We start from the raw sequence: 21455 nt of genomic DNA, 5'->3' as shown, positions 1-21455 counted from the left end.
CCCCGGTACGCTCCCGCAATCCTCGCGGGATGCTGGCACGCCACCCGGATTGTCCCCGCCCCCTCCGCCACGCCGGGCGCTAGGGAAATCCACTAGTCCGTTCCAACGATTCCCCGCCGCCGCGCCATCACTACGCTGTCACCACAGGCACAGGCACAGCCGGCGCCGGCAATTCCTCTTTACAAGGAGCGAGACTTCAATGAAATCCAGCACAAGACAACTGATACGCGGTGGCCTGCTGCTCACCAGCATGGCCCTGGCGGCGGCATCGTGGGCGAAGGCCACCCCGGAGGAGCTCAAGCAACTGGATGGCCCCCTCACGCCGATGGGCGCCGAGCGTGCCGCCAGCAAGGACGGCGAGGTCCCGGCATGGTCCGGCAAGTGGCTGGGCACGCCGGCGCATGTCAAATACCAGCGCGGCGAACGCTACCCGGACCCGTATGCCGATGAGAAGCCGCTGTTCGTCATCACGGCGCAGAACATGGCGCAGTATGCCGAGCGGCTTAGCGACGGGCAGAAGGCGCTGTTCAAGAAGTATCCCGACACCTTCAAGATGCCGGTGTACCCAAGCCATCGCGATTTCCGCTACGAGGACGCGGTCTACAAGGACATCCGCACCTACGCCACCACCGTCAGCATGACGAGCGATGCCAACGGCCTGAAGGAAGCGGGTCCGCAGGTTCCCTACCCGATTCCGAAAACCGCGATGGAGCTGTTGTGGAACCAGCGTTTCTCGTCGGCCATCGGCACCGAGAAGGCTCAGTTCGACCAGGCCGTGGTGTATCCGAACGGCTCGATCGCGTGGGGGCGCGTCTCGTACAGCATCCTGTCGCCGCGCAACAATGGCAAGTTCGACCCGCGCAGCGCCCTCAACGAGCGCTCCTTCTTCCGCACCGCCACCGACCTGCCGTTGCGTGACCGCGGCCAGGTGATCGTTGGCTACGCGGTCTGGGACCAGGAGGGTTCCGACACCAACCGCACGTGGATCTACAACCCGGGCACGCGGCGGGTGCGCCAGGCGCCGGAATTCGGCTTTGACCAGCCCCAGGGTCCCGGCGGCTTCCGCACCGTGGACGACGACCGCCTCTTCAACGGCTCGGGCGAACGCTACAACTGGAAGATCGTCGGCAAGAAAGAGATCTTCGTCCCGTACCACAATTACAAGCTGCAGAGCACTTCCGTCAAGTACAAGGAGCTGCTCACGAATGGCCATGCCAATCCGGACGCGATGCGCTATGAACCGCATCGGGTATGGGTACTGGAAGCCACGCTCAAGTCCGGTTTCCGGCACCAGTATGCGAAACGCGTGCTGTATCTCGACGAAGACAGCTGGCTGGCCCTGGCGGCCGACAACTACGATGGCCGGGGCCAGTTGTGGCGCACCAATCTCCAGGCCTCGGTGTACGCCTATGATGCACGCCGCTACTATCCGACCACGGTGTTCTACCATGACCTGATTTCGGGTGCCTACATGGCCGACCGCCTGACCAACGAAGGCCCGATGGCAACGCTGAACAACAGCCCGGAATTCAACGAGGCGTTCTTCTCCCCGGACGCCGCGCGCGGGTCGGGTACCTGATCCCATCGTGATATCCGGCCGGGCGCAGCCTTTGGCGCCCGGTCGCGCTCCCCTCCCCGCCCTGAACTGCCCCCAGAAGTCGGAGACGACTTTTGGGGGCTTTTACATGGCAAAGCCCAGCCGCTCCGATTGCAACCCGGGCCGCGCCGAGTGCTTCTACCTCGAAAAGAAGGCCCTGTATCCCGGCGAACGCGAGCGCCGGATGCAGGACGATGTCATGGTCACGTAAGTCCGGGACGCCATCGAACAAAAATGGGGCATGCGCCCCCGCGGGCCGCGGCTCGCGGCGGATGCCCCATTGGCCAGGAGATCAGAAGTTCAGCGGTCGCTGCGCGGCATCCAGGCCGCCGTCGATGAACACCACGTTGCCATGGATGTAGGCAGCGTGCGGCCCGCACAGGAACGCGATCAGCGCGGCCACCTCTTCAGGCTGGGCGCGGCGCCCAAGCGGCGGCAGGAAATCGCGAATGGCATCGCCATAGCGCGGATCCTTCAGACCGGCCTGCAGCAGCGGCGTTTCCACCGCCCCCGGCGCGACCACGTTGAGGCGCACGCCGGCCTGTCCCCACGCGGCCGCACGTTGCCGCGCGGCCGCCGCCACCGCATGCTTGGAACTGGCATAGGCGATATAGCCAGCCTGGTCCCGGGTGGCTTCCGCCGCCGCGGCGGCCGCCACCATCGTGCACACGCCTGGCTCATCGCCGGCAAGGTAGGCATCACGCAGCGGGCTGCCCTCCCAGGACTGGAGCGTGGCCGAGTTGGACGACACCACCACGGCGCACGGATCCGAGCCCTGGCACAGCGCCTCGAACAGGCCATCCAGCAGTGCTACCAAGCCGAAGTAGTTGACCGATGCCACCAGCGTTGCGGGTTCAACATGCGGGCCCAGGCCAGCGCAGCAGACCAGCTGGTCGATGCGGCCGCCTGACCGCGACAGTACGGCGTCGATCGCGGCAGCGCGGCCCTGCGGGCTGGACAGGTCGGCAACGATGTCGGCATCGCGCAGGTCGATGCCGATGACCCGGCAGCCGTCGGCGAGCATGCGGTGGCGCACGGCCGCGCCCATACCGGACGCGGCTCCGGTAATGACGACGGTTTTCATGGTGCGAGGTTCCGTGGAGGTTGCCATCAGGCCTCGAACACATGCCGCAGCGCCGGCGGCTCGATATTGCCCGGGTTCAGCTCAAAGATGCGCCGTGCCACGCTGGACGGCCGCACCTGCTCCAAGTCGGTGTAGAACTGCTGGTACCAGTCACGCATCTGGTAGAGGGGCCCGTCGCCTTCGCACAGCAACGGGTTGTCGATGCGGATCTTGCTGTCCCAGATCGCCACGTCCTCGTAGAAGGCCTGTTTGGCCTGCTCCACATAGGCTTGCGCCATGGCACGGTTCTGTTCCTCGGACAGCCCCGGGATCTTCTTCACCAACACGCCGTAGCGCAGCGCGAAGCTGTTGAGGTCGATCGGCACATGGCAGTTGAGCAGGATCGAGTGGATCTGCTGGTCGCCCATCTGTCCGATCATCTCGGTGATGTGGTATGCAGGCCCGAAGTACGTGGACAGCGCCGTCAGCTGCGCATCGCCCGAGAGCCGGGCACTGCGCCCGATCATCAGCTGCGTGGCCTTGTGGTCTTCGAACAGGTTGGCAAAATAGTCCACCGGCGCGCCATGGACCGTGCCGAAATGCGCCATGTCGGAGATATTGTCGACCAGCTCGCGGCAATTGGTGCGGATCAGCATCTCGTCGATGGCCCAGTCCGACCAATCCGAAGAGAAGCAGGCATCGATGCGCGGAATCGCCACCTCGGGGGGTGCCGGGCGGCCTTCGGGATCGTGCCAGATGAAGAGCAGGTGGTTCTGCTCGCAGGTCTCCCAGGCGCCGACGCGGGCCTTGGGCGGCACCCGCTTGCAGTAGGGAATGGACTTGCAGCCGCCGTCGCCGCCCCACTGCCAGCCGTGGAACGGGCAGACCAGGTTGTCGCCCTGCACGGTGCCGGTGCTCAGGTCTGCGCCCATGTGCGGACAGTAGCCGTCGATCACGCGAATCGCGCCGGTCGAGTCGGCAAACGCCGCCAGGCGCCGGCCGAAGATATTCAGCGTGTGCGGCACGCCGTCGCGGTAGCCATCGGCCAGGCCGAGGCAATGCCAGCCGCGCGCGTAGCGGGCCTCGAGCGGGCGTGATTCGATCTTGTAGCCGGTCTTGTAGCCAGTCTGGTTGCCGTCAGCGGTCATGGCGTCTGTCTCCTTGAATTCCCGTGGGACCTTCAAGATAAGAGCGTCTGGCCGGCGGCTCATCGTCCCATCGGACTACTGCAGCGCGGCAATCTTCGTCAGCGCCGGGTCATTGCCCGGGCCATGCACGCAACTGACACCGGCCGGATCGTAGATCCGCGCCACGCAGCCATTGCAGCTGTCACAGGCCGAATGCGCCACCGCGCCGCTGCGCCAGTTGGCGACCAGTGCGGGATCGTGGATCAGCGCGCGCGCCAGCGCGATGCAGTCGAAGCCCTCTTCCATCAGCTGCGCGACATTGCCGATCGACTTGACGCCGCCGATATAGGCCAGCGGCATGCGCACCGCCCGCCGCACCACGCGCGACGCCTCCAGGAAGTACAGCTCGCGAAAGGCCAGCGCGCGCGGCGTGCGCTTCTCCAGCATGGTGATGCCGAAGCGCGCCACCGCGGTCGGTGCGGCGGCCTTCATCTGCGCCGTGGGCATGGGGCTGCCGAACAGCGCCCAAGGACTCTCCACGTTACGCCCGCCGCTAAGGGTCAGCAGGTCGGCGCCTTCCGCCTCCAGCAGGCGCGCGGTCACGGCGGAATCCGCGGGTTCGTTGCCGCCCGGCACGCCGTCGCTGACGCTCAGCTTGCAGCAGACCGCCAGCTCGGCGCCGACCGCGTCCTTCACCTGGCGCAGTACCGCGGCCGGAAAGCGGGTGCGGTTCTCCACGCTGCCGCCGAACGCATCGCGCCGACGGTTGCTCAGCGGCGACAGGAACTGGTTGAGCAGGTAGCCGTGCCCCATGTGGATTTCCACCGCGTCGAAGCCGGCTTCGCGCGCCAGCCGCGCCGCGGCGGCAAACTGGCCGGCAACGCGCGCCATGTCCGCCTCGCGCATGGCACGCTGGAAATACACGCCATGCAGCATGCCAAAGGCATTGAGTCCGGATGAAGCACTGCCCGGCGCGCGGCTGCCGCCATGGCGCATGGTGGTGAACGAGCCCGCATGGGTGATCTGCAGGCAGGCCGCCGCGCCTTCGCGATGCACGGCATCGGTCAGCACGCGCAGGTGCGCAACCTGCTCCGGGCGCATGCTGAGCTGGTGCGAAAAAGTCAGGCCGTCGTCGGCCACCGCCGCATACGCCACCGTGGTCATGCCCACGCCGCCCGCGGCAAGCTCGCGGTGGTGCCTGACCAGCGCCTCGGTCGGCAGGCCCTGCGGCGTCATGCCCTCGTTGGCGCCGGCCTTGATAATGCGATTGCGCAGCGTGAGCGGGCCGATGCGGACCGGCGTGAATGCCGCCGCCGCGTAAGCCTGGTGATCGTGCATGCTGTCTCTCCGGGTCATCGGCCTTACACCGCGTCGGATTTCAGGGCGTGCGCCGGCGGCACCGTCTCGCCGCGCGCGGCGCCACCGGCACCACCGGCGGCCACGCGCGCACGCTCTTCTTCCTCCACCCCCAGCCAAGCAGCCAGCGCCGGCAGCAGCGACACTGCGCCGAACAGGTTCACCAGGAACATGAAGGCCAGCAGGATACCCATGTCGGCCTGGAACTTGAGCGCGGCAAAGGCCCAGGTGCCCACCCCGATGCACATCGTCAGCGCCGTGAACAGCGCCGCCGAACCGCGCTGGCGCATGGCCTCGGCAAAGGCCTGCGGCAGGGCCTGCCCTTCCTCGCGGATCTGGTGCTGGATGCGCTCATACAGGTAGATGCCGTAGTCCACGCCGACGCCCACGCCCAGCGTGATGACCGGCAGCGTCGACACCTTCAGCCCGATGCCAAGCCGCGCCATCAGCGCATTGCACAGCACCGACACCAGCGTCAGCGGCACGATGATGCACAGCACCGCGCGCCACGAGCGGAACGTCAGCAGGCATAGCAGCGTGATCGCACCGAAGATCGACAGCAGCATGGTCACTTCGGCTTCTTCCACGGCCTCATTGGTGGCCGCCATCACGCCGATATTGCCCCCGCCCAGGCGGAACGCCACGTTGGGGGTCTTGTCGGCGGCGGTGAAGCGGCGGATCTCGCGGATGATGTGGGCGATGGTGGCGCCCTCATGGTTGGCGGTGTAGATCAGCACCTGGATGGCCTGGCAGTTCGAGGTATTCATGCCGTTGTCCGGGTCGAAGGCCTTGGCGCCCTGGCTCAGGCCCTCGCTGCTGCGCGGCAGCGCCTCCCAGCGCGGGTTGCCCTCGTTGTAGGCGCCGATCACCACCTTGGCCAGCGACGACACGCTCACCACCGACTGCACGCCGGACACGCCGCGCATATGCATCTCGAAGCGTTCCACCGCACTCATCACCGGGTAGTGCAGGCAGCCGTCGTCGAAGCCGGTGGGTTCCACCACCACGGTCAGCGCATCCGAGCCGATGTTGTACTGGCTCACGATGCTGGCGCTGTCACGGTTGTAGCGCGAATCCGCGCGCAGTTCCGGTGCGCCGCTGCCGACATCGCCAATCTTGAGGCCGCGCGAATCGATGGCGCCGGCCGCCAGCAACGCGAGCGCGGCAACGAACACGCCCAGCGCCGGGCCCGGACGCGCCAGCGCGCCGAACTTCTGCCACAGCCCGCCGGTTCCGTGCGCGCGCCGGGCCTGCGCCGATGCCAGCGCCGACGGCTCCAGCCGCGTGTACGACAGCAGGATCGGCAGGAACACCTTGTTGGTCACGATCATCAGCAGCACGCCCAGGCAGGCGGTGATGCCAAGCTCGCGCACGATGTCGATCTCGATGCGCATGATGACCATGAACCCGAGCGCGTTGGTCAGCAGCGCGACCGTGCCGGGGATGAACAGCTTGCGGAAGGCCGCGCTGGCGCTGTCCAGCGCACCATGTCCCTGCACCACCTCTTGCTTCCAGGCATTGGTCATCTGCACCGCGTGCGAGACCCCGATCGAAAAGATCAGGAACGGCACCAGGATCGACATCGGATCGATGCCGTAGCCCAGCAGCGGCAGCAGGCCCAGCAGCCAGGCCACGGGCAGCAGCGCCACCACCAGCGACAGCAGCGTGATACGCAGCGAGCGCGTGTACAGCCACAGCAGCAGCGCGGTCACGGCGAAGGCCAGCGCGAAGAAGCCCATCACGCCGGCGATGCCCTCTTCCACATCGCCCACCAGCTTGGCAAAGCCGACGATATTGACCTCGACGTCGGTGCCGCTGAAGTCCCCGCGGATCTTCTCCAGCTGGCGCGCGACCGAACCGTAGTCGATGGTCTTGCCGGTGGCCGGATCGGTCTCGCGCAATTCCGCGCGGATCAGCGCGGACCTCAGGTCGTTGCTGACCAGGCGGCCGATCTGGCCGGAGCGCGCCACGTTGCGGCGCACCTTGTCGAGCTCGGCCGGCGTGCCGGAGAAGCGCCCCGGCACCACCACGTCGCCGCGAAAGCCCGCCTCCGTCACCTCGGTGTAGCGCACATTGGGCGTGAACAGCGAGAACACGCGCGAGCGGTCCACGCCGGGGATGAAGAACACGTCATCGGTGGCGCGGCGCAGCTTGTCCATGAAGGCCGCGTTGTAGATGTCGCCGTCGCCCTTCCAGCGCAGGCTCAGCAGCACCGTATTGGCACCGGAAAAGGTGCTCGCGTACTTGGTGAACACCTGCATGAACGGGTGCTGCAGCGGGATCATCTTGTTGAAGCCGGGATCGAGCCGCAGCCGCGTGGCCGAGGCGCCCAGCGCCACGGTCACGGCCAGGCACAGCACCAGCAGCAGGCGGCGCCGGTGCATCAGCAGGCTGGCGCAGGCATCGACAAGGCGGCCCAGGCGGCCGGAGGAATGGGGGCGGGTCATGATCGTTCTCGCATTCGGTAAGCCAGGGTCAGGCAGGGTCAGCGGGGGTTGGCGGCGAGCGTGGCGCCGGCAAGGCCGCCATTGCCGCCCAGCGCCAGCTTGTCCTTGCCGGCAGGGGCCAGCGCGGCCAGGGTCTGCGGGCTGCCGGCGGGCAAGGCGGTGAAGTGGCGCCCGCCGTCGGCGGACATCACCAGCGTGCCACCCTGCCCGGCCAGCACGATGCGCCCATCGGGCAGCTCAACGCCGCCGAAGAACGAGGTCTTGAGGCCAGTGTCCGCGGCCTGCCAGGTGGCGCCGAAGTCCTCGCTGCGCAAAGCGTTGCCGCGCATGCCGAAGGCCAGCCAGGCGCCATCGCGCAGCGCCTGCACGCCGTACAGCGAACCCTCATAGGGGGACTTCACCACCTCCCAGCGGCTGCCGCCGTCGGGCGAGCGCAGCACCAGGCCGGCTTCGCCGACCAGCATCAGGCGACCCTGCCCGTCGCCGGCAATGCCGTTGAGGTGGCGGTCCTGCATGGCCTTGTCTGCGACCAGCTCCCAGTGCCTGCCCTGGTCGCGCGAGACCAGGAAGCGGCCAAAGCTGCCGACCGCGAACCACGGGCCGTCCGCCTGGGCCCAGGCGCCGAGCAGCGGATCGGACGAGCTCGCGTCGAACGCCACCTGCTGCCAGTGCGCACCGCCGTCTTCCGTGCGCAAGATCCAGCCACTGTGCCCGACCGCCATGCCATGGCGGCTGTCGGCAAAGGCCACCTGGGTCAGCGCGGCGCCTTGCGGTTGATCCACGGCGGCCGTGCGCCAGTTGCGGCCCTGGTCATCGCTGAACAGGATCTGGCCACGCTCGCCCACTGCCACCAGGCGCTCGCCGGCGCGCGCGATGCCGTTGACCTGCAGGCCGTCCGGGCGCAGCGTCGTGGCCGCGAACGGCGGCAGCGGGCGCGGCGCGAAGGCCCATACCGCGGTGGCCAGCACGGCCAGCGACATGGCGACGCCGATCAGTCGTTTCATGATGTCTCCTCCGGTTGGAGTGATGGCAGGCGGCCTCGTTGCGGGCCGTCCCTGCAGGGGCTGCTTGTGATTACAGAACGTCGAACAGCGCGGCGGCACCCATGCCGCCACCGATGCACATGGTCACCACTGCCTGCTGCACGCCGCGGCGCCGGCCTTCAATCAATGCATGCGCGGTCATGCGCGCACCCGACATGCCGAACGGATGCCCGATAGAGATCGCGCCGCCGTTGACATTCAGGCGCGCATCCGGGATGCCCAGCTTCTGCTGGCAGTACAGCACCTGGCAGGCAAAGGCCTCGTTCAGCTCCCACAGGCCCACGTCGGCCACCGTCATGCCATGGCGCGCGAGCAGCCTGGGTACGGCGAATACCGGGCCAATCCCCATCTCGTCCGGCGCGCAGCCCGCCACCGCCATGCCGCGGTAGCGGCCCAGCGGGCGCAGGCCGCGCCGGCGGGCCTCGTCGGCGCTCATCATCAGCACCGCGGCGGCGCCGTCCGACAACTGCGAGGCATTGCCGGCAGTGATGTGCTCGCCGGCGGCCACCGCCTGGCCGCCGCTCCAGACCGGCTTCAGCGCCTCCAGGCTGCTGGCCGTGGTATCGGGCCGGTTGCACTCGTCGTGCGCAAGCCGAACGGTCTCGTGGCCGGTCAGCGTGCCGGCCTTGTCGAACAGCGCGCGGCGCGTTTCCAGCGGCACGATCTCGTCATCGAAGGCACCGCGCCGCTGCGCCTCGGCGGTGCGCTGCTGGCTGCGCCAGGCGTAGGCGTCCTGCTCGGCGCGGCTGATGCCATAGCGGCGCGCCACCACCTCGGCGGTCTCGATCATTGCCATATAGGCTGCCGGCTGCCGCGCCAGCACCGCTTCGGACTGGGCGCGGTAGCTGTTCTTGTGCCTGGTCTGCGTCAGCGAGATAGATTCCGCGCCGCCGGCGACGATGATGTCGGCCTCGCCGCACTGGATCGCGCGGGCGCCCGCAGCGATCGTCATCAGGCCCGAGCCGCACATACGGTCCATGGTCATGCCGGGCACGCTGTCCGGCAGGCCGGCCGCCACCGCGCACAGGCGGCCCAGGTTGTAGCCCTGGGTGCCCTGCTGCGCGGCCGCGCCGATCAGCACATCTTCCACCTCGGACGGATCCACGCCGGCGCGCTCCACCACCGCGCGCACCACGTGGCCGCCCAGCACCGGGGCCTCGGTGTCGTTGAAGGCACCGCGGAAGGCCTTGCCGATCGGTGTGCGCGCGACGGCGACAATGACTGCTTCTTTCATTCTGGATTCCTGTTCAGAAGTAATAGCGGCTGATGGTCTCGGCCACGCAGGCCGGCTTGTCTCCGCCTTCGATTTCCACGGTCATGCGCACCACCGACTGCACGCCGCCCTGCAAGGTCTCGGCCCGCACCAGTTCCCCCACCCCGCGCACGCGCGCGCCCACGCGCACCGGCGCCGGGAAGCGCACCTTGTCGCAGCCGTAGTTGACGCCCCACTTCATGCCTTCGACCGTGACCAGCTCCGGCAGGAACTGGTTGACCAGCGCCAGCGTCAGGTAGCCGTGCGCGATGCAGGCGCCGTATGGGCCCTGCGCGGCGCGCTCCGGGTCCACGTGCAGCCACTGGTGGTCGCCGGTGGCATTGGCGAACTGGTTGACCTGTTCCTGGGTGATCTGGGTCCAGGCGCTCTCGCCGAGGCGCTGGCCGACGGCGGCGTGGATGTCTTCGGCAGAACGGAAGATTCTTGGCATGTCTGGTTCCTGCGTTGTTCCCGGTCCCAACTGTTTCCCTTCAAGCCCGCTGGCTGCTCACCGGCAGCACCTCGCCCGTCATGTACGAGGCATAGTCGCTGGCCAGGAACACCATCACATTGGCCACCTCCCACACCTCGGCCGCGCGCCCGAACGCTTCGCGCTCGCTGAGCTGGCGCAGCAGGTCGGCCGGCGCCGACTTCTTCAGGAAGTCATGCAGCGCGATGCTGGGCGCCACCGCATTGATGCGCACGCCAAATTCGGCGGCTTCCATCGCGCTGCAGCGCGTCAGCGCCATCACCCCGGCCTTGGCCGCGGCGTAGTGCGACTGCTCCTTCTGCGCACGCCAGCCCAGCACCGAGGCGTTGTTGACGATGGCGCCGCGCCGGCGCGCCTGCATGTGCGGCAACATCGCTCGCGTCATGCGGAAGGTGCCCGTGAGGGAAATATCGATCACGCGCGACCACTCGGCATCGTCCATATCAACTAGGCGGCGCGAGCCGCCCAGGCCGGCGTTGTTGATCAGCACGTCGGTTCCGCCCAAGGCTTCTTCGGCGGCGGCCACAAGTGCGCGCACCTGCGCTTCATCCGATACATCGCAAAGCTGGCCATGGATCGCCTGCAGGCCGGTTTCCGCGCGCAGGCGCTCGACCGCGTCTGCCAGCCGCTTCTCATGGACGTCGGAGATCATCAGCGCGCGGCAGCCCTCCTCGGCGCAGCGGCGCGCGGCGGCAAAGCCGATGCCGGCGCCCGCCGCGGCGGTGATGAGCACACTCTTGCCGGCGAGCAACTGATGGCCAGGCACATAGGCCGGGGCGCTGGGGATTTCGGTGTTCAGGGTCATGACTGTCCTCGTGCTTCGCGCGGCATGCCGAGGCCGCGTTCGGCGATGATGTTGAGCTGGATTTCGTTGGTGCCGGCGTAGATGGTGTCGGCGCGCGAGAACAGCGCCATCTGCTGCAGCCGCGTGCGGCGCGTGTCGCCGGCGTCCAGCACATTGGCCAGCGGACCCAGAACGTCCAGCGCCAGCTGGCCCAGGTCGCGGTGCCAGTTGGACCAGTAGTACTTGTAGATCAGCGCGTCGCGCTGCAGCGCGGTGCCGCCGTCCTGGCCCGCCTGCGCCGCGCCCGCCAGCATGCGCAGCGCATTGGCGCGCATCACGCGCAGGCCGGCCCAGGCGCGCGCGATGCGCTGGCGCACCAGCGCGTCGCGGCTGCTGCCGTTGTCGCGCGCGGCCTGCGCCACCCATTCCAGTTCATGCGTGAACTGCATCTGCTGGCCCAGCGTGGAGATGCCGCGCTCGAAGCCCAGCAGCGCCATGGCGATGCGCCAGCCATCGCCGGGCGCGCCCAGCACATCGGCGGCGGCGGCACGTGCGCCGTCGAAGAACACCTCGTTGAATTCGGCGCCGCCGCCCATCTGGCGAATCGGCCGGATCTCGATGCCGGGCTGGTCCAGCGGCAGCATCAGGAAGACCAGGCCCTTGCTGCCGCGCGAGCCGGGCTCGCAGCGCGCCAGCACGAAGATCCAGTCCGAATCGTGCGCGAGCGAGGTCCACACCTTCTGGCCGCTCACCAGCCAGTCGCCGGTGGCCGCATCGCGCTCCGCCCGCGTGCGCACATTGGCCAGGTCCGAGCCCGCGCCAGGCTCCGAATACCCCTGGCACCAGAACGTGGTGCCGTTCAGGATGCCGGGCAGCAAGCGCGCCTTCTGGTCGTCGGTGCCGAAGGCGACCAGGGTCGGGCCGATCAGCCCCTCGCCGATATGGCCCATGCGGCCCGGCCCCCCTGCCCGCGCGTATTCCTCATGGAAGATCACCTGCTGCATGACCGGCAGCTCGCGCCCGCCATGCGCGCGCGGCCAGCCCAGGCCGGTCCAGCCGCCTTCGGCCAGCCGGCGCTCCCACGCCTTGCGCAGTTCGGGATAGGCCTCTTCGTCGCCGGGGCCGCCGCGGTGCTTCAGGCAGGCGAACTCGCCGGCCAGGTTGGCGGCCATCCACTGCGCGACTTCGGCGCGGAATGCCGCCTCTTGATTCGCTGTCATGCTGTCCTCCACGCGTGCGGGCCATTTGCTGCGAGATACGCCAGCGCCGCGCCGGCACCGCCCAGCCAGTGGCTGGCGGCCTGCGCGCGCTTGAAATAGAGCTGGGGGTCGTATTCCCAGGTGAAGCCGACACCGCCATGCAACTGGATGGCCTCCTGCGCGCAGAAGCGCAGGGCATCGTCGGCTGCCACGGATGCGGCGGCGATGTCGAGGCGCATGCCGGTACCATCGGCCACCTCGCCCGTTTCCCACGCCTGCGCCGCGCCATACACCGCCGAGCGCGCCGCCTCGACCAGCACCATCATCTGCGCGCAGCGGTGCTTGACCGCCTGGAACGAGGCAATGGCGCGCCCGAACTGGATCCGTTCCGAGGCATAGGCTACGGTCAGGTCCAGGCATTGCTGGGCCGCGCCAAGCTGCTCCGCCGCCAGCATCAGCTTGCCGTGCCACCAGGCCTGGGCCAGGCCAAACGCCGCCGCGTCCGCGCGCGCCAGGCAGGCGCTGGCGGGCACGGGCAGCCCGTCCAGCCGCAGCGCGGCCTGCGGCCGCGTGCGGTCCAGCGTATCGAGCGGCGCCAGCATGAATCGCGCATCCTGTGCCAGTGCTGCTGGCTCCAGCAGGAACAGCGCAGGCACGCCGTCTTCGAACCGGGCCGGCACCAGCAGCCAGTCGGCGCCGGCGGCATCGGCCACCTGGGCGGCGCAGCCGCGCAGCACGAAGCCATCCGCGCCCGCCTGCGCGCCAATGGCGACGCCGTCGTACTGCCAGCCGCCATCGTCCGGCAACACCGCGGCGGCACGCAGCTCGCCACAGGCCAGCCGTTCCAGCCAATGCGCGCTGCCACGCGGGCCCAGGCTGGCCTGCAGCCAGGGCGCGGCCACGCACACGGCGGACCAGAACGGCACGCAGGCCAGGCGCTGGCCCAGTTGTTCCTGCAGCAGCACCAGCCCGGGCGCACCCAGGCCGACGCCGCCCACGGCTTCGGGCAGTGCGATGCCGCACCAGCCGAGTTCGCCCGCGACCGCGTGCCACAGCGCTTCGTCGTGCGCGGCACCCGCCTCGGTCACGCGCCGCACCGCCGCCGAATCGCTGTGCGCGGCGAGGTAGTCGCGCGCGCTGTCGCGTACCATCTGCTGTTCGAGGCTAAGGGAGAAGTCCATGGCCGTCGCGCTCAGCTGCCGTAGACCGGCTGGGGCGGCTGCGCCTGCGCCAGCAGTTCCGCCACGGCTGCGCCCAGTTCGGCCGGCTGCCAGCGCGATCCCTTGTCGGTCCTGGGTCCGGTGCGCCAGCCGTCGGCCACGGAAACCATGCCGCCGGCCGCCTCGAACATGCGCCCGTTGACCTGCGCGGAGGCGGCGCTGCCCAGCCACACCACCAGCGGCGCGACGTTGGCCGGGTCGTAGTAGTCGAAGCCGTCGGCCGGCGCCCGCATCATGTCGGCGAACACGTCTTCGGTCATGCCGGTGCGCGCCGCCGGCGCCAGCGCATTGGCGGTGATGCCATAGCGGCCCAGCTCGGCGGCCTGCACCAGCGTGAGCGCGGCAATGCCGGCCTTGGCGGCGGCGTAGTTGGACTGCCCGACAGAACCCTGCAGGCCCGCGCCGGAGCTGGTGTTGATAATGCGCGCGTCGACGGCGCGGCCGGCCTTGGCGGCATCGCGCCACCGTTTGGCGAGCAGGTTGGCCAGGCAGAAGTGGCCGCGCAGGTGCACGCGCATGACGTCGTCCCAGTCCGCTTCGGTCAGGCTGACAAACATGCGGTCGCGGCAGATGCCGGCGTTGTTGACCAGCACGTGGACCTCGCCGAAGGCCTCGACCGCGGCATCGACGATGCGCTGCGCGGTGGCCAGCTGCGTGATGTCGTCAGCGCTGGCCAGCGCCGCGTTTGCCTTCGCGCCGGCCGCACGGATCTCCGCGCAGACGGCCTCGGCCGCCTCGCGCCGGATGTCGTTGACGACCACGTTGGCGCCCTCGGCGGCGAAGGCCAGCGCATAGGCACGGCCCAGCCCGCCGCCGGCGCCGGTGATGATGACGGTGCGTGCGTCGCAGATTCCCATGGCGGTCTCCTTACAAGCGTTCGATGATGGTGACGTTGGCCAGGCCACCGCCTTCGCACATGGTCTGCAGGCCGTAGCGCCCGCGGGTGCGTTCCAGCTCATGCAGCAGCGTGGTCATCAGGCGCGCGCCGGTGGCGCCCAGCGGGTGGCCCAGTGCGATGGCGCCGCCGTTGGGGTTGGTGCGCTCGGCCGCGTAGCCGGTTTCGGCCAGCCATGCCATCGCCACCGAGGCGAACGCTTCATTGATCTCGACCACGTCGATGTCAGCCAGGCGCAGGCCGCTGCGCTCCAGTGCGCGTCTGGTTGCAGGGATCGGCGCGGTCAGCATCCACAGCGGGTCGTCGCCCAGCACGCTCATATGCGCGATGCGCGCACGCGGCTTGAGCTGGTAGCGCTTGAGCGCGTCTTCCGAGACGATCAGCAGCGCGGCGGCGGCATCGGCGGTCTGGCTGGACACAGCCGCAGTCAGCGAACTGCCGGGCATCAGCGGTTCCAGCGCAGCCATCCTGGCCAGCGTGGTATCGGGGCGCGGGGTCTCGTCATGCTTCACGCCTGCGCACGGCACGATCTCGCGCGCAAAGCGGCCGCCTTCGATGGCCGCGGCGGCGCGCTGATGGCTTGCCAGCGCGTAGGCTTCCATGGCCTCGCGCGACAGCTTCCAGTGATCGGCAATGCGCTGCGCGGCATGGAACTGCGACACCGGCGCATCGCCAAAGCGCGTCTGCCAGCCCTTGCTGCCCGAGAACGGGTCGGCAAAGCCCAGTGCCTGCCCGGCCAGCATGGCCGACGAGATCGGGATCTGGGTCATGGTCTGCACGCCGCCGGCGATCACCACGTCCTGCGTGCCGCTCATCACTGCCTGCGCGGCAAAGTGCACGGCCTGCTGCGACGAGCCGCACTGGCGGTCCACGGTCACGCCCGGCACCGTCAGCGGCAGGCCGGCGGCCAGCCACGCGCTGCGGGCGATATTGCCGGCCAGCGGGCCGATGGTGTCGACGCAGCCGAACACCACGTCGTCATAATCCTCGGCGGGAATGCCGTTGCGGCGCACCAGCTCGGCCAGCACGAAGCCGCCCAGGTCGGCGCCGTGCATGTGCGACAGTCCGCCCTTGCGGCGCCCGGTGGGCGTGCGCAGGGCATCAACGATATAGGCGTCTTTCATGGTCTTGGTTCTCTTTGGATTCAGGCGAAGGTGGCGCCGGCGCCGATCTCATGCGCGCCGTCAAGGATGTGCGCGCCCATGCGCGCCTTGTGGAAGGCACGGTCGCCCCAGCTTCCCGCCAGGGCCCAGGCCCGCTTGGTGAAGATCTGCAGGTCCAGCTCCCAGGTGTAGCCCATTGCGCCATGCACCTGGATCGCCTGGCGCGCCGCGCTCCACGCGCAGCGCGCGGCGGCCACGCGGGCGTGCGAGACATGCAGGCCTGCATCGGGCAGGCCGTGCGCCAGCGCGGCGGCGGCGCGCAGCAGCACCGGCCGGGCGAACTCGAGCTGGATCGCCACGTCGGCCAGCAGGTGCTTGACCGCCTGGTAGGCGCCGATGGCCTTGCCGAACTGCTTGCGCTGCGCGCTGTAGTCGATCGCCAGGTCCAGCATGCGCTGGGTCAGGCCCAGCTGCTGCGCGGCCACGCCAAGCGCGCCGCGGTTCAGCGCGCTGCTCCACAGGCCACTACCGGACGGGATCAGTTCGGACTCCGCGGCCGGCGTCCACGCCAGCTCGAACAGGCGGCGCGAAGGATCGAGCCCGGTGCGCGCCGTCAGCACGGCCTGGTCGGGCCGCAGCAGGTGCACGGCACCTTCGTGCGCGCACAGGATCGCGTCGGCGACATGGGCGTCGGCCACCAGCCGCTCTTGCGGATGCGCCACCGCCACGCGGGCATCGCCGGCGGCGATGCGCTCCAGCAGCGTGGCGCAGCGTTCGTGCGCCGAGGCGTTCGGCGCCGCCGCGAGCGCATCGCGCAGCAGCCCGGCCGCGACCAGCGCAGTGTCCAGCAAAGGCTCGGGCAGCGCAAAGTAGCCGCAGGCCTGCGCCAGCGGCGCCCATTCGACCTCGCCCAGCCCCAGTCCGCCCTGCTCCTGCGGCACCATCACCGCGGTCAGGCCCTGGTTGGCAAGCTGGCGCCACAGCGCGTCGGAGCGGCCAGACTCGGTGGCCCACAGCTCGCGCGTCAGTTCGGGCGTCATCTCGGTCATCAGGAAGCGCCGGATCGCCTCGGCAAACTGCTCCTGCTCTTCGGTCAATGCGAAATCCATGGTGTTTTCCCCGGGTGCCGTCATGCGCGCGTCATGCCGAGCAGGCGCTCGGCGACGATATTGCGCTGGATCTCGTTGGTGCCGGCATAGATCGGCCCGGCCTGCGAGAACAGGAAGCCATCCAGCCAGTGGCCGAGCGAACCCGGCGGCTGGCCGTCGGGCGCGACCTCTGCGGACTGCCCCAGGATGGCCAGCGCGGTATCGTGCATATGGATGTCCAGCTCGGACCAGAACACCTTGTTCGTGCTCGACTCCGCGCCGATATGGCCGCCGCGCACCAGGCGGCTCGCGGTGGCGTAGGTGGACAGCGTGTAGGCCTCGGCGTCCATCCAGGCGCGCAGCACCGCCTCGCGCAGCGACGGGTCGCGGTCCGCCGCCTCGCGGTTGGCCTGGTACAGCCTGACCAGCGCGCGCGCGGTTTCCTGGAAGCGCGCCGGCGAGCGCAGCATCAGGCCGCGTTCGAAGCCGGCGGTGGCCATGGCCACCTGCCAGCCGGCGCCTTCTGCGGCCAGGCGGTTTTCCACCGGCACGCGCACGTCGTCGAAGAAGATCTCGGCAAAGCCGGTCTGGCCGTTGAGCTGGCGGATCGGGCGCACGGTGATGCCGGGCGTGTCCAGCGGCATCAGGATGAAGGTCAGGCCATGGTGTCGGGTCGAGGCCGGGTCGGTGCGGAACAGGCCGAACAGCCAGTCCGCCCACACCGCCCGCGTCGACCAGATCTTCTGGCCGTTGATCACATAGTCATCGCCCTGCCGGATCGCGCTGCAGCGGATCGCGGCCATGTCCGAGCCTGCGCTCGGCTCGGACCAGCCCTGCGCCCAGACATGCTCGCCCGAGGCCATGCGCGGCAGGAAGCGCGCCTTCTGCGCCTCGGTGCCGAATTCCATCAGCGTGGGCCCGAGCAGGAAGATGCCGTTCTGGTTGACGCGCATCGGCGCGCCGGCACGCCAGTACTCCTCCTCGAAGATCAGCCACTCGATCAGGTCGCAGCCGCGCCCGCCCAGCTCGGCCGGCCACGTGACCATGCTCCAGCGGCCCTGGTTGAGCGTGGCCTCCCACGCGCGGTGCTGGGCGAAGCCCGCTTCGGTATCGAAGCTCGCCAGCGGCGTGCGCGGCACGTGCGCGGCCATCCAGTCGCGCACCTCGGCGCGGAAGGCGCGCTGGGCGTCGGTGTATTCAAGCTGCATCGCGCTCTCCCTGCGCAAAGCGGGCTTCGCGGCCTTCGACAAAGGCGGCGCGCGCCTCGCCGGAATCGGCGCTCATGTAGGCCTGCAGCGTGAAGCCCTGTTCCCAGCGGTATTTGTCCTCCAAGTTGCCGTCTTCCACGCCGTTGAGCGCTTCCTTGGCCAGCTGCAGCATGGCCGGGCTCTTGGCGGCGATCTGGCGGGCCAGCGTCATGGCGGCCTCGCGCAACTCTGCGCGCGGCACCACGCGCTCGACCGCGCCCAGCCGGTACGCCTCGGCGGCATCGATCATCTCGCCGGTGAAGTACATCGCCCTGACCTTCTGCACGCCGAACATGCGCTGCAGGTGGGCGCCGCCGCCCATGGCGCCGCGGTCGATCTCCGGCACGCCAAAGCGCGCACAATCTGCGGCCACGATGATGTCGGCCGCGCCGCAGATGCCGATGCCGCCGCCCAGCACGAAGCCGTGCACGGCCACGATGACCGGCTTGGGATTGCGGTGCACGGCGCGGAAGGTGGCGTAGTTACCGGCGTTGACATCGACGATGCGCTGCGGGTGCGCGGCCAGCTCCTTGATGTCGACGCCGGCGCAGAAGCCGCGGCCTTCGCCGCGCAGCACGATCACGCGCACGGCGGGATCGGTGCCCAGCTGGTCGATCGCGGCGGCCAGCGCATGCCAGCCGGCGCAGTCGAGCGCATTGACTGGCGCATGGTCGATCACCAGTTCGGCGATGCCGTCGGCGGTGTCGATGCGGAACGGCCCGGTCTTTTTGTTCGTTTGCATGGTTTCCTCTGTCTGTGGGTCAGGCCGCTGCAGCCAGTCCGGCGCCAGCCAGCGCCGCCAGGCGCGCCTGTGCCAGCGCGGCCATGCCGGCCACGATCTGCTCGCAGGATTCGATGGCCCGGATCGCCGCGGCGGCCTGGCCGCTGGGCAGCACGCCTTCATCGGGGCATCCCTCGACCATCGCGCGCTGGATCAGCACCGGCGCGTTGGCGGCCATCAGGGTCTGGGCGGCGCTGTAGTCCTGCTCGCGCATCGCGCGCCAGGCGGTGGCCAGCATCTGCGCGCTGCGCATGCCGGTACGCGCCTGCCACTTGCGCGCGGCCGCAAGCGCCAGCCAGGTGCGCCGCAGCGGACCGGCCTTCTCCAGCGCCAGCAGCAGGTCGTTGTCGATCATTCGCTGCGGCAGGCCGTCAATGGCCAGCGATACGCGGATGCTGGCCGGGTCGCGCACCTTGACGTAGCGCTCCAGCGTTGGCGCCGGCACCGGCGATTCGGCCGACATCAGGAAGCGCGTGCCCATGGCCACGCCGGCCGCGCCGTAGGCCAGTGCCGCGGCCAGTCCGCGGCCGTCGAAGAAGCCGCCGGCGGCCACCACCGGCACGCTCACGCTGTCCAGCACCTGCGGCAGCAGCAGCGTGGTCGGCGTGCCGCCGGTATGGCCGCCGCCCTCGCCGCCCTGCACGGTGACCACGTCCGCACCCAGTTCCACGGCCTTGGCCGCATGCTTGGCCGCGCCCACGGTCGGCATGCAGACCACGCCGGCCGCCTTGAGCTTGCCGATCATCTTCGCGTCCGGGCCACGCCCGTAGCTGACGGCGCGCAGCCGGTGGCGGATCGCCATCTCGATCACTTCATCCGCGTTGGGCTGGAACATGTGGAAGTTGATGCCGAAGGGCCGGTCGCTGAGCGCCTTCACGCGCAGGATCTCGCGCTCGACCTCGCCGGGCGCAATGGTGGCGCCGGCCAGGAAGCCGAAGGCCCCGGCATTGCCGCTGGCCGCGACCAGCTTCGCATCCGCCACCCAGCCCATCGCCGTCTGCACGATGGGGTAGCGGCAGCCCAGCAGGTCGCACAGCACGGTGTGCAGGCTCGCGGGGCTCATGCCTTGTCCTCGCCGGTGCGTTGCGAAGCGGCCATGGCGCGCGCGTCATAGCCGCCGAGCTTGTCGCCGCTGACCAGCTCGTTGTGCGCATGGGCGAAGTGGTGCCAGGCAAACACCGCATCCATCGCGGTGCGCTTGCCCTGCAGGTCTTCCACATGGTTGACCGCCTGCTTGGTCAGCGTCAGGCCCAGCCGCGGCATCTGCGCGACCTTGGCGGCCATGCCGTAGACGGTGTCTTCCAGCGCGTCGCGCGGCACCACGCGGTTGACCATGCCCATGCGCTCGGCGCGTTCGGCGCCCATGCGCTCGCCCAGGAACAGGAACTCCTTGGCGATGCGCGGATGCAGCTCGTAGGGATGCGCGAAGTACTCGACGCCGGGAATGCCCATGCGCACCACCGGATCGGCAAAGAAGGCATCGTCCGACGCCACGATCAGGTCGCATACCCATGCCAGCATCAACCCGCCGGCGATGCAGGCGCCATGCACCATGGCGATGGTCGGCTTGGGCAGCTCGCGCCAGCGCCGGCACATGCCCAGGTAGACCTCCTGCTCGCGGGCATAGAGAAACTCGCCGCCCGGCTTGTTGACATGGTCATACCAGAGCGAGGCACGCTCGAACGACTCGTTGATGTCGCGCCCCGGCGTGCCGATGTCGTGCCCGGCCGAGAAATGCTTGCCAGCGCCGCGCAGCACGATCACCTTGACCGCGTCGTCCGCGGCGGCGCGCCGGTAGGCCTCGTCCAGCGCGTAGGTCATCTTTGAGTTCTGCGCGTTGTGGAACTGCGGCCGGTTCATGGTCACGGTGGCAATGCCGTCCGCGACCTGGTAGAGCACCTCGGCATTGGGGCCAAGGCTGATGGCTTCGGTAGCTGGCGTTGTCATGTCGGCCTCACACGCGTCCGGAAGGATTGCCGCGCACGATTGCCGCGCGCAGGTTGTGCGGATCAAGCTGGGCGATCAGCCGCAGCTCTTCCGGTGTCGGCGGCGCCGTCTCCGGCAGGGCCTCGCCGGGTGTATTCGCCAGCGCAAAGCCCGTGGCCGCCTGCACCTGGTCGAAGCTCGCCCCCGGGTGCAGCGAGCGCACGCGGATGGCATGGTCAGCCCCCCCGAAATCCATCACGCACAGGTCGGTGACAATCACGCGCAGGTCAACGAAGCTGCGCATGCCCTCCAGCCGGCGGGCCGGGTTGTAGCCGGCGCTGCAGACCATGTCGACTTCACCGGCGACAAACGCGCGCGTGCTGTGGGCCGGCACGAAGAAGGAATTGGCGTGGTGGATGCTGTTGCCGGGAAAGCCGCGCGCGCCCAGCAGCTGGGTCCTGGGCTGCGCATGGGTGCCGCCCAGGCAGGAAATATTGGCCTGGCCGAAGCGGTCGATCTGTGTCGGCATCACCAGCGCGTGGCGCCGCCCGCCCCACAGGCAGTCGAACACGCGCGAGTAGCCCATCCAGCCGCTGGCGCGCACCTTGTAGCCGGGCTCGCGCGGGCCCAGCGGCACCGGCGTTTCCACCAGGTAGGCCTCGCCGTCGGTCAGCAGCAGGCCCGGGTTGTGCGCAAGCCGCGCCAGGCCGGCGGCGATGCGCGGGCCGGTGCCGATGCCGGTGGCCAGCACCTCGCCGTCGTCGCGCCATTCGCGGGCGGCGGCGGCAATCATCAGCTCGGCGCGGGTGAATTCATAAGTGGCGCTCACGGTCGCTC

At 69.3% G+C, this 21455-nt stretch carries 20 protein-coding genes; 2 read left to right on the top strand and 18 right to left on the bottom strand.

All coding sequences use genetic code 11. The features are described 5' to 3' along the window. Positions 1-199: 199 nt before the first annotated feature. The gene (locus tag AC3WRI_RS20630; protein ID WP_010813961.1) at positions 200-1579 is read left to right on the top strand and encodes a DUF1329 domain-containing protein; all 1380 of its coding nucleotides are present in this window, start codon (positions 200-202) and stop codon (positions 1577-1579) included. A gap of 106 nt (positions 1580-1685) precedes the next feature. After that, entirely contained in the window at positions 1686-1808 is a 123-nt protein-coding gene (locus AC3WRI_RS20625) for a hypothetical protein (protein ID WP_010813962.1), read from the top strand. An 81-nt stretch (positions 1809-1889) separates the two neighbouring features. On the opposite strand, the gene AC3WRI_RS20620 is transcribed toward AC3WRI_RS20625, so the two are convergent. From AC3WRI_RS20620 to AC3WRI_RS20535, 18 genes are all read right to left on the bottom strand, one after another. After that, positions 1890-2681: an SDR family oxidoreductase gene (locus AC3WRI_RS20620; protein WP_492293967.1), complete on the bottom strand. Its 792-nt coding sequence runs from the start codon at positions 2679-2681 to the stop codon at positions 1890-1892. A gap of 26 nt (positions 2682-2707) precedes the next feature. Further along, the gene (locus tag AC3WRI_RS20615; protein WP_058697835.1) at positions 2708-3808 is read right to left on the bottom strand and encodes a 3-ketosteroid-9-alpha-monooxygenase, oxygenase component; all 1101 of its coding nucleotides are present in this window, start codon (positions 3806-3808) and stop codon (positions 2708-2710) included. A 75-nt stretch (positions 3809-3883) separates the two neighbouring features. Next, positions 3884-5062: an NADH:flavin oxidoreductase gene (locus tag AC3WRI_RS20610; protein WP_412459411.1), complete on the bottom strand. Its 1179-nt coding sequence runs from the start codon at positions 5060-5062 to the stop codon at positions 3884-3886. A gap of 86 nt (positions 5063-5148) precedes the next feature. Next, on the bottom strand, positions 5149-7590 hold the full coding sequence (locus tag AC3WRI_RS20605) for an efflux RND transporter permease subunit (RefSeq protein ID WP_058697833.1): 2442 nt from the start codon (positions 7588-7590) through the stop codon (positions 5149-5151). Between the two features lie 38 nt (positions 7591-7628). Next, positions 7629-8594, bottom strand: coding sequence for a WD40/YVTN/BNR-like repeat-containing protein (locus AC3WRI_RS20600; protein WP_492293965.1), 966 nt, complete (start codon positions 8592-8594; stop codon positions 7629-7631). A gap of 70 nt (positions 8595-8664) precedes the next feature. Further along, on the bottom strand, positions 8665-9867 hold the full coding sequence (locus tag AC3WRI_RS20595; RefSeq protein WP_010813968.1) for an acetyl-CoA C-acyltransferase: 1203 nt from the start codon (positions 9865-9867) through the stop codon (positions 8665-8667). Positions 9868-9880: 13 nt separating this feature from the next. Further along, a complete protein-coding gene (locus tag AC3WRI_RS20590; RefSeq protein WP_010813969.1) occupies positions 9881-10336 on the bottom strand; it encodes a MaoC family dehydratase in 456 nt (151 codons plus the stop codon). 40 nt (positions 10337-10376) lie between these two features. Next, the gene (locus AC3WRI_RS20585; RefSeq protein ID WP_010813970.1) at positions 10377-11180 is read right to left on the bottom strand and encodes an SDR family oxidoreductase; all 804 of its coding nucleotides are present in this window, start codon (positions 11178-11180) and stop codon (positions 10377-10379) included. Then, a complete protein-coding gene (locus tag AC3WRI_RS20580) occupies positions 11177-12379 on the bottom strand; it encodes an acyl-CoA dehydrogenase family protein (protein WP_010813971.1) in 1203 nt (400 codons plus the stop codon). Before AC3WRI_RS20580 ends, AC3WRI_RS20585 begins: the two co-directional genes overlap by 4 nt. Continuing rightward, positions 12376-13539, bottom strand: coding sequence for an acyl-CoA dehydrogenase family protein (locus AC3WRI_RS20575; RefSeq protein ID WP_492293963.1), 1164 nt, complete (start codon positions 13537-13539; stop codon positions 12376-12378). Before AC3WRI_RS20575 ends, AC3WRI_RS20580 begins: the two co-directional genes overlap by 4 nt. Positions 13540-13550: 11 nt before the next feature. Further along, positions 13551-14435, bottom strand: a complete 885-nt coding sequence (locus AC3WRI_RS20570; RefSeq protein WP_058697827.1) for an SDR family oxidoreductase — start codon at positions 14433-14435, stop codon at positions 13551-13553. 10 nt (positions 14436-14445) lie between these two features. Then, positions 14446-15597, bottom strand: coding sequence for an acetyl-CoA C-acetyltransferase (locus AC3WRI_RS20565; RefSeq protein ID WP_011616736.1), 1152 nt, complete (start codon positions 15595-15597; stop codon positions 14446-14448). 20 nt (positions 15598-15617) lie between these two features. Next, a complete protein-coding gene (locus AC3WRI_RS20560; RefSeq protein ID WP_010813975.1) occupies positions 15618-16685 on the bottom strand; it encodes an acyl-CoA dehydrogenase family protein in 1068 nt (355 codons plus the stop codon). Between the two features lie 20 nt (positions 16686-16705). Beyond that, complete coding sequence (locus AC3WRI_RS20555) at positions 16706-17872, bottom strand: acyl-CoA dehydrogenase family protein (RefSeq protein ID WP_492293961.1); 1167 nt, start codon at positions 17870-17872, stop codon at positions 16706-16708. Beyond that, on the bottom strand, positions 17862-18653 hold the full coding sequence (locus AC3WRI_RS20550) for an enoyl-CoA hydratase family protein (RefSeq protein WP_010813977.1): 792 nt from the start codon (positions 18651-18653) through the stop codon (positions 17862-17864). Before AC3WRI_RS20550 ends, AC3WRI_RS20555 begins: the two co-directional genes overlap by 11 nt. 19 nt (positions 18654-18672) lie before the next feature. Next, positions 18673-19755, bottom strand: coding sequence for an NAD(P)H-dependent flavin oxidoreductase (locus tag AC3WRI_RS20545; protein ID WP_492293960.1), 1083 nt, complete (start codon positions 19753-19755; stop codon positions 18673-18675). Beyond that, on the bottom strand, positions 19752-20639 hold the full coding sequence (locus AC3WRI_RS20540; protein ID WP_010813979.1) for an enoyl-CoA hydratase: 888 nt from the start codon (positions 20637-20639) through the stop codon (positions 19752-19754). Before AC3WRI_RS20540 ends, AC3WRI_RS20545 begins: the two co-directional genes overlap by 4 nt. Before the next feature lie 7 nt (positions 20640-20646). Next, positions 20647-21447, bottom strand: coding sequence for a CoA-transferase subunit beta (locus AC3WRI_RS20535; protein WP_010813980.1), 801 nt, complete (start codon positions 21445-21447; stop codon positions 20647-20649). Positions 21448-21455 lie beyond the last annotated feature (8 nt).

This window comes from Cupriavidus sp. FW305-27 (assembly GCF_058787995.1).
Note: the sequence above shows the minus strand (reverse complement) of the source record. Positions and strands in the feature narration are given on the sequence as shown.